Genomic DNA, 13668 nt, shown 5'->3' on the forward strand with positions numbered 1-13668 from the left:
ACGCATAATCGTTCATGCTAGATACTACCTAACTGAGTCAATCAATCGCAGTTACAAACTTGGATCGATCCAGTAACAAGGGAGAAAAAAAGAAGGGAATCAAAGAGGAGAGAAACAAAACATAAGGCTTCCATGCCTTATTGGAACGGTTAACGGTCCAGTAACGTACTTATTGAAAAGTACTCATCGTTACATCGTCATAGGCGAGTAGCCGTTAGAAGAACCACGTAGCACCGATGCGAACTTCGCGGTTACCATCAAGATGCTTCATACGAGATTCACCACTAGGCTTTAAAGAAATGCTCTGAATACGTTACGTTACCCCAAACACTGCCATCTGATGAAAGTGGTACGCCACCTTCCATCATCATTTCCAATGATTGTTCATTTTGACCAAATGCGTTTTCATAATTAGCGTACTGAGGGTTAACCGTAATGTATGACCCTTTCTCTGTTAGGTAGAAAGAGTTAAACCAGTTAGCTTGCCAACCATTGCCTGACTTACCATTATCGTATGAGTTACGCATAACCGCTACGTTAGGGTAAGAAACCCAAGATTCGAACGGAGTAATAACCTTAGCAACGGCACCGACAGCAACCGTATTGTTCGCGCCTGCATCTTTCGCTACCCAGTTGTTAGCGTAATCAATGTAGTCTAATGAAAAACCAACCTCTGGTAATAACTCAAAACCTGTTGCATGAACTTGGAAGTAACGAGCACGAACACGAGACATACCGAAGTCTGACGATTTACCGTTCTTTTTATCAGCATCAACGTTGGTTTGAAAATCACCTTCTAATTGAGCAAGGTAGCCGATCTCTTCAGTGTACGATCCCGCCATGTTAAGTTGTAGACGGGTTAACCCATCTTTACCTTTTGCGCCAGAGTCGACTTTTAGATAAGTTTGTGGACGAGTCACGTCAGCAGGATCATTCGTTTGCTCTTCTGCCGCTTGAGCAGTAAAAGTTAAGGCGCTAAGCACGCTAAGTGTTAGAACGGAACATCGCTTCATCATTTATTCCCATGATTATCAATAATTAATGGGGAGTATGAAGACTAAGTAAAAAAATCGAAGTAACTCAGGGTAATGTAACCTATTAGAATTGCAGGTGAGACGAGGTTTCATCAATACGAAATGAAAATGGTTCCTGAGATTTTAATAAGGGAGAAGTTAATAAAAAAGACGGCCCAGCGAGGCGAGAAACCTCGCAGGGCAGATAAACCGCTACATACCAAACATGAAGTAATAGCTCATAATAATGCCATCTTCGCGACCGCCATCTGTTGGATAGTAATCTTTTCGACGATCGACTTCATTAAAGCCTTCATCTAAATACAGCTTCATCGCCGACTGATTGCTTTCTCGAACTTCAAGCCATGCACTTTCCGCTTCGCAGCTCTGGCACTGTTCAAGAAAATGCCCTAAGAGTGCACGACCAAAACCTTTACGTTGCTGATTTGGCGCGATCGCGATATTCAGTAACGATACTTCGCCGACTATGTTTTGGGCATAAAAATAGCCGACCACTTCCCCATCAACCAACATGACGCTATTTTGCGCGCCTCGCCCATTGATTTCTTCAATCATGGATGCCTTCCATGGATGAGAGTGCGCTTGTAACTCGATAGCGAGTACCGCCGCTACATGCTCTTTAGCAAGCGGGGCAAATTCAAAATTACGCATAAGAACGGATCTGATTCCAAAGGGCTCGTCTCTCTGCATCATTACCATCAATACTCGATAGTAAAGGAGAGACCAATTGATTACATTGAATTGAACGTTGCGCTAATAATTGCTGATAACGCTCATTTTCATATTCTGCACCGGAAAACCACAACCATTTAGGCAACGATGACGTGTCTAAATGGATAAGTTGCTCAGGATATATATGCTGCGTGTTCCCCACCTCAAGCTTCATCGCTTTAAGGATTTTCTGGTAGAACAGCGCCGTTTCATTTTCAGGCTGAATGGGAGAAATAAACAGCAACTCACACCTGTCTGGCAAACTCAGTGTTTGCTCGGGTAAAATCGCAAGTCTTTCCGGGTGAGCAAGTGCCCAAGTTTGAATCCCCATCAACTGCAGCTTTACGCTATCTCTTACCATGATGTAATACCATTATCTGAGCTACCGTATAGAGACGTTCGTCCGTCATCGGCGCTGAAAAAGAAGAGACGGAGTTTAACAAAGCTACCCGCGATCACCAAACGTAAATACGCGAGTCACCTAACTGGGTGACTCGCGTATTTTATTCAACAGCATCACTCGTCACAACTAGTCTAGATTAACTAAAGCCCACATAACGATAGTAGCCTTAACCAAAGACGAATTATAACTCGTTAAACTCTGAGCAGTATTCCACCTGACCTTTACCTGCGCGATAAAGCGCCTTAAGCGGCTCTTCCGTCAATGAACGGGCTTGAAAGGCGCCTTCAGGAACTTCCCACTGACACTCTAAACCGTGCATAGCCGCAGATTGAAAACCAAACTTCCCATAGAAATTTGGATCGCCGAGTACCACACAAGCGGGGTAGCCTAGTTCAGGCAACGTTTCAAAAGCTTCACTTAGCAGTGCACTTGCAATTCCTTGACCTTGATAGCCCTTGCTCACGGCTAATGGTGCTAATCCTTGCCAAGCATAGTCTTCACCGTCAACCGTGACAGGCGTAAACAAGACATGACCGACGACTTCGCCGTCATCGGTACACGCCACTAATGAAAGCGTTAACTTACTGTTCTCTCTTAGAGACATCACTAAATTCGCTTCCGCTTCGCTTTCAAAGACAGATTTTAATAATCGATCAATCGTCAAAATATCAGATGGTGCTTCAGTTCGAATAAGCATGGGACGCCTCACTACGATTGGCGGGTGATTGTGTGCCTTTATAAACAAAATCGGCCAGATGGTTCAATGCGCTTAACATTGCTTTAGGCAATGCATCAAGATCGACGCTATCCATCAAATTTTTCACTTCAAGCCCTAACTCCGTATCCCCTTCGATACTGAGTCGACGTTGGAAAAATAACGTGTCTGGGTCTTCTTTTCTGCCAGCAATCAAAACCAAGTCGTTTAAATTACCACTAAAACTCACATCCTCTGTTTGAGGTTGTTCGGCAACCAGTAACTTTTCGTCCTCGTAGGAAATATACCAACTGAGGTTTAGATCACGAATATGAACTTTTAACCACTTCCCTTCAAGAAATTCAAAGTCACCATCTTCAAGTGATTCTTTAAAAACGGTTTTTAGTGCTTCAGACAATGCCATATTTTGAAATTTAGTTGGCAAAAAATGGACTGGAGATCGCAAAATTTGTGCTGCGTTTTTAACTAGTTGACTTCGAATCTTGTCTAACACGCGGTTTTTCCGTTAATTTATGCTTCAATTGCCTCATAATACGATATTCGCGCAAAAAAATCCTGTTATGTGTCAAATATTTCTAGCTTTGGACTCTCCCCTTTTCTAACTGATTAATCACGGTTATAGTGTGGGGGTTACTGATATATAAGCTCTTCGGAGAACTGGTAGTACATTGATGTCATCCAAATCGTTAAAGGAATACTTCGCCAAGCTCACGTCCAATAGCCCGTTCTTTTTTGCTATTTTGGATGACGAACACCAATACTGTATGGTCAATGATCGGTATTGTGATGTTGCAGGACTGACCCATAGTGATCTGGTCGGCATGAACGATCAACAAATTCTAGGGGAACGGTTTTATTGCCAACTTAAGCCTTATTATGATCGCGCTCTATCTGGCGAGTCCATCGAAGCCGAGGTTACCCTCGATGAATCTGATGTAGAGTCGAGTCTACATTTTAGCGTTTCACCTATTTCTGTCGATGGTGTCATCGAAAATATCGTCTTCCACGCCATTGATACCTCAGAAAAACAAATACTCACACGCTCACTAGAAGAATCCGAAAGCAAATTTCTCAAACTATCACGACTGATCCCCGATGGGCTGTTGCTGGTTGAAGATGATTGCATCCTATCCGCAAACCCTGCGGCGGCGCGCTTATTTGGCTATTCTTCCCCAACCGATTTATTAAGCGAGCCGCTGAGTCGACTGCTGATCGATGAGAAAAGCAAAGCGCCCGTGAGTTTAAACCTGAGCTCGACCATTGATAGCAAACCCCTTCATTTCAGAACGAGCGATTACTGTGGTACGCAACGCCGTTTGGTCTTGCATGTGGATGACGCGAATCTCTTTGGTAACTGTGCGCATCTGATCCTCATCCAAGACATGGATGAAAAACCAAAACCGTATTTCGAAAGATAGCCATGAAGATGTCAATATCGATACGCTTACCAAGCTCTACAACCGGCTTGGTTTCACTCGTTGCCTTGACCACTTTATCGAGAAAAAAACGCCATTGATCATGCTCTACCTTGATCTAGACAACTTTAAGAATATTAACGACTCATTAGGACATCACATCGGTGACCGAGTGATTCAAGAAGTCTCGACAAGGCTAAAACGCCACCTACCGCAGCAAACCGTTCTAGCGCACCTCGGCGGCGATGAATTTGGGATAATTTTACCGGAACCCGAGGGCAGCAGCGCGGCGGATATGCTCGCAGAAAAAATCATTGAGCTGATCAACCAACCTTTTGACTTACACCACTTTAGTAAACGACTAGCCTGCTCCATTGGCAGCGTCACATACCCTAATGATGGGCATGACCCACGCATCTTGCTACAGAACGCCGACACGGCGATGTATGAAGCGAAAGCCCGTGGACGCAATAGGCTGATCAAGTTCAATGACCAAATGAACAAAGAAGCACGTATGCGACTTTGGTTAGAGATAGAATTGCAAAAAGCCCTAGCGCAAAATGGACTAGAAGTCTGGTATCAACCAAAAGTGAATGCCCGTGATTTCAGTATCAATGGTGCCGAGGCGCTGGTTCGCTGGAAGCACCCTGTCGAAGGTTATATTAGCCCCGCCTCTTTTATCCCCGTTGCCGAACAAGCCGGTCTCATTGAGCACCTTGGTAGAGTGGTCATGCGCGATGTTTTCAATACGGTAAAACGCTGGAAACTACAGGGGATCTTACCGGGTCGGGTGGCGATTAACTTATCGCCAGAGCAATTTGGTAACCCTAAGCTTATTGACTACATGGAAAGACTGCTGCATACCACTGGACTTGACCCAAGCTGCATTACGTTTGAGCTGACAGAAAGTGCCGTAATGAGTAACAGTGAACATACCTTGCAAATGCTTGATGCGATAAAACGTTTGGGCTTTGCCTTGTCTATCGATGACTTTGGTACTGGGTACTCTTCGCTTTCTTATCTTGCCCACTTCCCTATTGATGAGCTTAAAATAGACCGAGCGTTCATTATGGATATTGATACGCTGCCCAAACAGCTTACCGTGATTGAGAACATTATTAACCTAGGTAAGTCACTAAACCTATCGGTTGTGGCCGAAGGGGTGGAAACTCGCCATCAAGCAACATTGCTTTCCAACCTCAACTGTCATTCGATTCAAGGATTTCACTTTCATCGCCCGCAACCTAAACATGAAGTCGAAGCCCTGTTTGCTCAGAATCGACGTCATCGCAATTAAACCATCAATAGTACTAGTGCAAACCCAGTAAGCACTAGTACTGTCAAACCCAAGTGCAATGGCGAGCACGTTGCTTACCTTACTTAACGACTTTTATTCACCCACGATACCCCGCTGTACTCTATCTATTGTTATTTGCCCTGTAAGTTTACCTCTTTGGTGTTAATTGCATGTTTATTAATGTAAACCTGCCTCACATCAAATTGGCCATTCATCTTTCTTCATAAAATGCCCGCCTATATAGGATAAACTGGTATTGAGCTTATGGAACTCTTATGCCCAGCAGGTAACTTACCTGCGCTTAAGACGGCAATAGATTGCGGCGCAGACGCTGTGTACATTGGATTTAAAGATGACACGAACGCTCGCCACTTTGCTGGATTGAACTTCACCGGAAAAAAACTCGAGCGCGCGGTGCAATATGTTCATGATCGCAATAAAAAAATCCACATCGCATTAAACACGTTTGCCCACCCAGATGGGTTTGAGCGTTGGACTAATGCCGTCGATCAAGCGGCTGAACTTGGCGTCGATGCCCTGATCGTTGCGGATATTGCGGTGCTCGATTACGCCGCTACCAAGTACCCTGATTTAGAGCTTCACTTGTCGGTTCAAGCGTCTGCAACCAATACGGCTGCAGTCGACTTTTATCATCAAAATTTCAATGTTAAGCGTGTGGTATTGCCGCGCGTCCTATCTATCCACCAAGTGAAACAGCTATCGCGAAACATTACTTCAGAGGTCGAACTTGAAGTATTTGCATTTGGCAGCTTATGTATCATGGCGGAAGGTCGCTGCTATTTGTCGTCTTACTTAACAGGTGAGTCACCAAACACCGTAGGCGCATGTTCTCCAGCCAAATATGTACGCTGGCAAGAAACAGATACTGGGCTAGAGTCTCGTTTAAACGATATTCTCATTGATCGCTATGCCGCAGGTGAAAACGCTGGCTACCCAACCTTGTGTAAGGGACGATTTGAAGCCAATATCGATGGTGAGAGAAAGCGTTATCACGCCCTTGAAGAACCAACCAGTTTAAACACGCTCTCTATGCTTCCTGAGCTCTTTGCCGCTAACGTGTCATCGGTAAAAATTGAAGGGCGCCAACGCAGCCCTGCCTATGTAGAGCAAGTGACGCGCACATGGCGCGAAGCGATCGATCTTTATCAACGCGACCCACAGCATTACCAAGTAAAGCAAGCTTGGGATCAAGCGCTAGCCAATGTCTCAGAAGGGACGCAAACCACACTCGGCGCGTACCACCGCAAGTGGCAATAATCAGAGGTTAATTGATGAAATATGCACTCGGGCCACTCCTCTATTTCTGGCCAAAACAAGATGTAGAAAGCTTTTATGAGCAAGCAAAATCCAGTTCCGCAGATATCATTTACCTTGGGGAAACGGTTTGTTCAAAACGCAGAGAAATGAAAGCCACGCACTGGCTGGATGTGGCTAAATCGCTGTCTCAATCTGGTAAACAAGTCGTTATCTCCACCATGGCACTGTTAGAAGCGCCTAGTGAAGTGAGCATCATGAAGAGATACATCGACAATGGTGACTTTGCAATTGAGGCTAATGACGTATCCGCCATTCAACTTGCCAGTGAAAGTAACGTGCCGTTTGTCGTCGGTCCTGCGGTGAATACGTATAACGCTCGTACCCTTAAGCTATTTGCTAAACAAGGGATGACACGCTGGTGCATGCCAGTTGAGCTGTCTCGTGAATGGTTAGTGAATACCTTAAATCAGGCCGATGAAATGGGTATTCGTAATCAATTTGAAGTCGAAGTATTTAGCCATGGTTATATTCCCTTGGCTTATTCTGCTCGCTGTTTTACGGCGAGAGCTGAAAATCGCGCCAAAGATGACTGCGAAACCTGCTGCATTAAGTACCCAACAGGGCTACAAGTCGAAAGCCAAGAAGGTCAATCGGTCTTTAACCTGAATGGTATTCAAACCCAATCCGGTTACGAGTACAACCTTATCAACGACCTTCAGTCGATGCAGGGGTTAGTCGATGTGGTTCGTTTGAGTCCTATTGGGGTGGATACGTTTTCTGAAGTTGAGCGCTTCCGCGCAAATGAAAATGGCAACAATCCTGCGCCCCGCTTAGATCGTCAATGTAATGGCTACTGGCACCACATTGCCGGACTTAACGTCCAATAAGCTATCTGATGCGCTTGTACTCAATCACAAGCGCATCATATTACCTTTCATTGATCTCTACTCACTTAACGCGCCATGAATACCTACGCCATCACTGGAGCCGCATGCTCTTCACGTAGTAACCTGACATCCTTCCACATCATGTATACCACGACGATAGCGAGCGCCACATTCGAAATTGGATAAGCGATCCATATGCCCGTCACACCCCAAATCTTAGGCAGTACGTAAAGAAACGGCAGTTGCACTAACATGTTACCTAACGTCACAAACAGCGCTTTTTTACTCTTATTGATGGCTTGGCAATACGCGGCAGCGACCACTAAAAACCCATCTAAAAACATAGAGAACAAATGCAATCGAATGCCGAGAACCGTATTGTCTACTAACTCTGCGTCCCCTGAGTTAAAAATAGAGACCACTTCCAAAGGATACAGGTTAAGCAGCGTAACAAACGCCACACCACCAGCGACAGCGCTCAGCATCGCCACTTTAAAGAGTTTGCGCATATTGTCTTTACGACCTACGCCAAAGTTATAGCTCAGCAATGGTTGCATTGCATTGGCGATTCCTTCCACAATTAAATAGTAGAAAGTAATGATGTAACCAAGAATCGCATACGCGCCAATCAAGACGACCGAACCATAGTCAGCAAATAATTTATTATGTATCGCTATCATAAATGAGCTATATGCGAACATAAAAAAGCTGGCGAGACCAATTGAGAGCATTGGCGGCACCACATTATATTGAAATTTAAAATCTTTCAGCGTTAGACGCATATTAGCGCGACTAGAGAAAAAGTAAGCCACACCAAGAATGGTCACTACAGCCTGAGCAATCGCGGTGGCTAATGCCGCACCAGTCAGTTCCCATGCTAGAACCGCAATAAACAAATAGTCTAGGGCAATATTAATCACGGCACCAAGAATCATGAGCAACGTGGCAATGTTGGGGCTGTCATCATTACGTAGTAAGAAAGGAACCGCAATCGATCCCAACGAAAAGACACTACCAATGATCAGTACATCCAAATACTGGATGCCAAGCTCCAGCATACGTCCCTGCGCACCTTGAATTTGCAACGCATAATCAGAGAAATTCCAAAGTACCACCGCAACCACAGGTCCTAAGCCCAACAATAACATCAAGCCCGTCGCCAATGTTTTCTTAGCCGACGCAATATTCCCTTCACCTTGTTTTATTGATGACAGCGCCCCCGCACCGACACCAATCATCATGCCAATACCTAAGATCACACTGATCACTGGCCATACAACATTAATTCCGGCTAATCCCTCACTCCCCATGTACTGCCCGATAAAGATACCATCGACCACCTGATAAAGGCCATTGACCAGCATGGCAGCAATAGTTGGGATAGCATAACGCCAAAACTGGCGATAAATTGATTGTTGCATTTTTTTACTCTCACTTTAGTTATTCAAGCTAACTAAATAGACAAATTTTAGGATAGCGCTTTGCGTAATAGTTGATTGAGTTGATCCGACTCTGATTCATCTAACTTTGCCCTTAGCTTCGTCGCGACAATGGCATAAATATGAGCTTCACTACTTAGTGGCACTCTTGATTTCTCCGTCAATCGTACTCGCTTCGAACGAGCATCTTCCAAACACGCAATCCGTTCGACTAAGCCCTTTCGCTCTAATCGTTTTACCATATTCGTCGCGGAAGGCTTAGACACCTCAAGTTCAGTAGCTAAATCAGTTAAGCGAATAGGCTCAGCCGAGCTCTGGATCGCTTTAAGGTAGTCATATTCATTGAAACTTAGATGACCTAATGGATCTTCTTTACTATTGGTTCGCCATACTCGTGATGTTAACCGCTCTAGTTTCTCTATACTTGCTTCAATAGACATTCATACAATCCATTAATTAGCCAGGCTAACTAGTTTAAATGAATTGAAATCAGATCTCAAGAGACAAAAAAACCAGCCATATAGGCTGGTTTTTAGTATAGAAAGAAAACTACTCGGCGCTGTCAGACTGAAGCTTTGCCTCTTCAGCTAACTTTTGTTTTTCTTTTTCAACCTGTTGCGCTCTCGCAATCTCAAATATTTTCGTTAACTCCAAAAACGCATATTTGTGCTCGGCGTAATCGTAAACATTTTGAGCAATCGCCAATTTATACAAGGATACCGCCGCAGGGTAATCTCCATCGATTTGATGACGCTTCGCCAAATAGAAATACACTTCCGTTAACCGCTCCGCGAGCACATTGTTATCTCTGCTGCTTGCTAATACGGCTTTAAAGGCTTGCTCTTCCGTCACTTTATCTAACATCAATGCGACAAGGATCCAGCCCCACTCGTTATTGGCACTCTGATAACGCTTTTCTAAGGCAATGCCCGCATCCATCGGTCCCACTTCACGGGAAATGATATACAGCCAAAGCGCACGATAAGGATCAGATGGCGCTTCATTATAATAGGACGTCATTCCTTCAATCGCCAAAGGAAAACGGTCGCCATAATACAGTGCGATAGAACGGTTACGTAATGCGTAAGAGTTTGCCGCATCTAACTCTAAGCTTGAATCAAATGCCTCATAGGCGGAGTCGAAATCACCAATTTGAGTAAAGTACTGACCGACTTGGTTAAACACCACTGACTGTGCTGGGTTTAACTGCAGGGATTGATTAAAATCGAGCTGAGCGAGATCGCGTAAACCCAAGCTATTGTAGTATGAGCCTCGCTCAAAGTGCATTTTTGCACGTACATCATTCTCGAGATCACTGCGTTGTAGGAGCTGAGTTAATCGGGCCACTTGCACTTCATACTGAACATTGGCTTGTAAAGGAACGGCCATTGGCGGGTTTAACCACTGTAAGTCATCTTTCGATGAATTAGAGGCACAGCCCGTCACGGCAACAACTAAACCTAATCCTAAAATTCGAAACCACTTCACTATAAATATCTCCTTGAACCTGATGCAGTAAGACGACCAATTTAAATTATTGATCATTAAGTCTTAGCAGGTATTTTCCTTCACGCATAAAAAAGAGGGGTCACTGACCCCTCTTTATAACACGCTTTCTCACATAATGTGCGAATTACGCAAATTATTCTGCGCTTGGCGCCGCATTGCCAGCTTCAGGAGCTGCTGGTGTTTCTAGCGCTTCTTTCATGCTTAGACGTACACGGCCTTGGCGGTCAATTTCAAGTACTTTAACTTGAACTTCTTGACCTTCTTTTAGGTAGTCAGTCACTTTCTCTACACGCTCGTTAGCGATTTGAGAGATGTGTACTAGACCATCTTTACCAGGAAGGATTGTCACGAATGCACCGAAATCAGCAAGACGTGCAACTTTACCAGCGTAGATACGACCCACTTCTACTTCAGCAGTAATTTCTTCGATACGACGAATCGCTTCTTTCGCTGCCGCACCTTCAGTTGCAGCAATCTTGATAGTACCGTCGTCTTCGATTTCGATTGTAGTGCCAGTTTCTTCCGTAAGAGCACGGATAACAGCGCCACCTTTACCGATAACGTCTTTGATCTTCTCAGAGCTGATTTTCATCGTGTGAATACGAGGAGCAAACTCAGAGATATCTTCACGAGCACCAGAAATCGCTTCATCCATAACGGTTAGGATGTGCTTACGTGCACCTTGCGCTTGGTTAAGTGCAATTTGCATGATTTCTTGAGTGATACCTTCGATCTTGATGTCCATTTGAAGTGCAGTGATACCGTCGTTAGTACCTGCTACTTTAAAGTCCATGTCGCCTAGGTGATCTTCGTCGCCAAGAATGTCAGAAAGAACAACAAAGTCGTCGCCTTCTTTCACTAGACCCATTGCGATACCCGCAACAGAAGCTTTAATTGGTACACCAGCGTCCATAAGCGCTAGAGAAGTACCACATACAGAAGCCATTGAAGAAGAACCGTTAGATTCTGTGATTTCCGATACAACACGTACTGTGTATGGGAATTCTTCTACTGAAGGCATGACTGCAGCAATACCGCGCTTCGCCAATTTACCGTGACCAATTTCACGACGCTTAGGAGAACCAACAAAGCCAGTCTCACCTACACAGTATGGAGGGAAGTTGTAGTGTAGAAGGAAGTTGTCTTTCTTCTCACCCATTAGGCTATCAATGATTTGTGCATCACGTTGTGTACCAAGCGTTGCCGTAACAAGTGCTTGAGTCTCACCACGAGTGAATAGAGAAGAACCGTGAGTACGTGGAAGAACACCAGTACGTACATCAAGTGCACGAACCATGTCTTTTTCACGACCATCAATACGTGGGTTACCTGCAATGATGCGGCTACGTACAACGTTTTTCTCTAGAGAACCTAGCATGCCGCGAATTTCGCGCTCATCAAGTTCTTCGTTTTCAGCAAGAAGCGCTGCAACAACGTCATTCTTAATCGCGCCTACTTGCTCGTAACGCGCCATTTTTTCTGTGATTTGGTAAGCATCTGAAAGACGAGTTTCAGCAAGCTCTGCCACTTTCGCTTTTAGCTCAGTGTTAACTTCTGGTGCAGTCCAGTCCCAAGAAGGCGTCGCAACTTCAGCAGCAAATTCGTTGATCGCTTTGATAACAACTTGTTGTTGATCGTGACCGTAAACTACAGCAGAAAGCATTTCTTCTTCAGATAGGTTATCTGCTTCAGATTCAACCATTAATACTGCGCCTTCTGTACCAGACACAACGAGGTCCAGTTTAGAGTTTTCAAGCTCAGCATTTGAAGGGTTAAGTACCAGTTCACCATCAATGTGGCCAACACGTGCCGCACCGATAGGACCATTGAAAGGAACGCCAGCAATAGCAAGTGCTGCTGAAGTACCAATCATAGTGATCATGTCTGGGTTTACGTCTGGGTTGATAGAAACAACCGTTGCGATAACCTGGACTTCGTTTTTAAACGCACTTGGGAATAGTGGACGGATTGGACGGTCGATAAGACGAGCCGTTAGCGTTTCCGCTTCAGAAGGACGACCTTCACGCTTAAAGAAACCACCTGGGATTTTACCTGCAGCGTACGTACGCTCTTGGTAGTTAACTGTCAGTGGGAAGAAGTCTTGACCTGCTACCGCTTCTTTTTTAGCGACAACTGATACGAATACTGATGTGTCATCCATTGTTGCCATTACAGCAGCAGTTGCTTGACGAGCGATAACGCCTGTTTCTAGCGTTACAGTGTGGTTGCCGTATTGAAACGACTTAACAACTGGTTTTTCGAACATTGTATTTCCTTTTATCTAGAACCAACTAGATTGAGTGTTTATTGGCTCAAGGCATCACATATCGCGACTAGTACAAATCGCCTAAGATTAACCATATCTAGCATTTTTCATCTAGCGGTAGCACTTAAGCTAACTTGGAATAGTCGCGACCTAATGGTCGACTAATTGGACTGCAATGCAATGAGTGGAGCATTAGAACCTGTCAGTCGGCTTCTAACGGGACGTAGTATAAACTACTTAATGCGGATTGTGCTAATAACAGCGAAATTTAGGCATCAAAAAAGGGGCATATAGCCCCTTTTATACAAACTGTTCTATGCAGACGCTTATTAGCGACGTAGACCTAGACGTTTGATTAGATCTTGGTAGCGAGCTAGATTTTTACCTTTAAGGTAGTCTAGAAGCTTACGACGGCTAGAAACCATACGTAGTAGACCACGACGGCTATGGTGATCGCCTTTGTGAGCTTTAAAGTGACCTTGAAGGTGGTTGATAGAAGCAGTAAGTAGTGCTACTTGTACTTCTGGTGAACCAGTGTCGCCTTCAGATTGTGCGTATTCTGCAACGATTGCTGCTTTAGTTTCTGCATTCAGAGACATAATGCTCTCCTAATAAGAGTAGGTTTATAGTTGTAGCAGCCAATCTCTGATTCAGCCGCTACGCGAAGCGCGAATTATAGGGAAGTTTATCGAAGGGTGCAATAGCTAACGTCAG

At 44.6% G+C, this 13668-nt stretch carries 12 protein-coding genes and 1 pseudogene; 3 read left to right on the forward strand and 10 right to left on the reverse strand.

All coding sequences use genetic code 11. From position 1 onward, the window contains the following. Positions 1 to 284: 284 nt before the first annotated feature. From AC0L66_RS14740 to ubiT, 5 genes are all read right to left on the reverse strand, one after another. On the reverse strand, positions 285 to 1016 hold the full coding sequence (locus tag AC0L66_RS14740; RefSeq protein WP_473567807.1) for a hypothetical protein: 732 nt from the start codon (positions 1014 to 1016) through the stop codon (positions 285 to 287). A gap of 210 nt (positions 1017 to 1226) precedes the next feature. Next, positions 1227 to 1685 carry a ribosomal protein S18-alanine N-acetyltransferase gene (gene rimI / locus AC0L66_RS14745; RefSeq protein ID WP_265673728.1) on the reverse strand — a complete coding sequence of 153 codons (459 nt, stop codon included), beginning with the start codon at positions 1683 to 1685 and terminating at the stop codon, positions 1227 to 1229. After that, on the reverse strand, positions 1678 to 2106 hold the full coding sequence (locus tag AC0L66_RS14750) for a DNA polymerase III subunit psi (RefSeq protein ID WP_473567809.1): 429 nt from the start codon (positions 2104 to 2106) through the stop codon (positions 1678 to 1680). The genes rimI and AC0L66_RS14750 overlap by 8 nt, the downstream gene beginning before the upstream one ends. A 223-nt stretch (positions 2107 to 2329) precedes the next feature. Further along, a complete protein-coding gene (locus AC0L66_RS14755; protein ID WP_265673726.1) occupies positions 2330 to 2845 on the reverse strand; it encodes a GNAT family N-acetyltransferase in 516 nt (171 codons plus the stop codon). Continuing rightward, a complete protein-coding gene (gene ubiT / locus AC0L66_RS14760; RefSeq protein ID WP_265673725.1) occupies positions 2829 to 3356 on the reverse strand; it encodes a ubiquinone anaerobic biosynthesis accessory factor UbiT in 528 nt (175 codons plus the stop codon). Before ubiT ends, AC0L66_RS14755 begins: the two co-directional genes overlap by 17 nt. A 178-nt stretch (positions 3357 to 3534) precedes the next feature. Between ubiT and AC0L66_RS14765 the strand changes: the two are divergent. From AC0L66_RS14765 to AC0L66_RS14775, 3 genes and pseudogenes are all read left to right on the forward strand, one after another. Then, a pseudogene (locus AC0L66_RS14765) lies at positions 3535 to 5575 on the forward strand (sensor domain-containing protein). A 264-nt stretch (positions 5576 to 5839) separates the two neighbouring features. Next, positions 5840 to 6853, forward strand: a complete 1014-nt coding sequence (gene ubiU / locus AC0L66_RS14770) for a ubiquinone anaerobic biosynthesis protein UbiU (RefSeq protein WP_473567812.1) — start codon at positions 5840 to 5842, stop codon at positions 6851 to 6853. 14 nt (positions 6854 to 6867) lie between these two features. After that, complete coding sequence (locus AC0L66_RS14775) at positions 6868 to 7740, forward strand: U32 family peptidase (protein WP_265673722.1); 873 nt, start codon at positions 6868 to 6870, stop codon at positions 7738 to 7740. 83 nt (positions 7741 to 7823) lie between these two features. On the opposite strand, the gene AC0L66_RS14780 is transcribed toward AC0L66_RS14775, so the two are convergent. The 5 genes from AC0L66_RS14780 to rpsO all read right to left on the reverse strand — a co-directional run bounded on the left by AC0L66_RS14780 (position 7824) and on the right by rpsO (position 13553). Beyond that, entirely contained in the window at positions 7824 to 9161 is a 1338-nt protein-coding gene (locus AC0L66_RS14780; RefSeq protein WP_473567814.1) for an MATE family efflux transporter, read from the reverse strand. Between the two features lie 47 nt (positions 9162 to 9208). Further along, entirely contained in the window at positions 9209 to 9619 is a 411-nt protein-coding gene (locus AC0L66_RS14785) for a MarR family winged helix-turn-helix transcriptional regulator (RefSeq protein WP_265673720.1), read from the reverse strand. A gap of 109 nt (positions 9620 to 9728) precedes the next feature. Then, the gene (gene nlpI, locus AC0L66_RS14790; protein ID WP_265673719.1) at positions 9729 to 10667 is read right to left on the reverse strand and encodes a lipoprotein NlpI; all 939 of its coding nucleotides are present in this window, start codon (positions 10665 to 10667) and stop codon (positions 9729 to 9731) included. Between the two features lie 154 nt (positions 10668 to 10821). Beyond that, on the reverse strand, positions 10822 to 12954 hold the full coding sequence (pnp, locus tag AC0L66_RS14795) for a polyribonucleotide nucleotidyltransferase (RefSeq protein WP_265673718.1): 2133 nt from the start codon (positions 12952 to 12954) through the stop codon (positions 10822 to 10824). A gap of 329 nt (positions 12955 to 13283) precedes the next feature. Continuing rightward, a complete protein-coding gene (gene rpsO / locus AC0L66_RS14800; RefSeq protein ID WP_005598021.1) occupies positions 13284 to 13553 on the reverse strand; it encodes a 30S ribosomal protein S15 in 270 nt (89 codons plus the stop codon). Positions 13554 to 13668 lie beyond the last annotated feature (115 nt).

The sequence above is a fragment of the Vibrio sp. GJ43-1 genome (genome assembly GCF_055808835.1).

Coding starts and splice junctions, on each gene's coding strand:
- pnp (WP_265673718.1), bottom strand. CDS start 12,954: ATGTTCGAAAAACCAGTTGTTAAGTCGTTTCAATACGGCAACCACACT.
- rimI (WP_265673728.1), bottom strand. CDS start 1,685: ATGCGTAATTTTGAATTTGCCCCGCTTGCTAAAGAGCATGTAGCGGCG.
- AC0L66_RS14750 (WP_473567809.1), bottom strand. CDS start 2,106: ATGGTAAGAGATAGCGTAAAGCTGCAGTTGATGGGGATTCAAACTTGG.
- ubiU (WP_473567812.1), top strand. CDS start 5,840: ATGGAACTCTTATGCCCAGCAGGTAACTTACCTGCGCTTAAGACGGCA.
- AC0L66_RS14775 (WP_265673722.1), top strand. CDS start 6,868: ATGAAATATGCACTCGGGCCACTCCTCTATTTCTGGCCAAAACAAGAT.
- AC0L66_RS14755 (WP_265673726.1), bottom strand. CDS start 2,845: ATGCTTATTCGAACTGAAGCACCATCTGATATTTTGACGATTGATCGA.
- AC0L66_RS14785 (WP_265673720.1), bottom strand. CDS start 9,619: ATGTCTATTGAAGCAAGTATAGAGAAACTAGAGCGGTTAACATCACGA.
- rpsO (WP_005598021.1), bottom strand. CDS start 13,553: ATGTCTCTGAATGCAGAAACTAAAGCAGCAATCGTTGCAGAATACGCA.
- AC0L66_RS14740 (WP_473567807.1), bottom strand. CDS start 1,016: ATGATGAAGCGATGTTCCGTTCTAACACTTAGCGTGCTTAGCGCCTTA.
- AC0L66_RS14780 (WP_473567814.1), bottom strand. CDS start 9,161: ATGCAACAATCAATTTATCGCCAGTTTTGGCGTTATGCTATCCCAACT.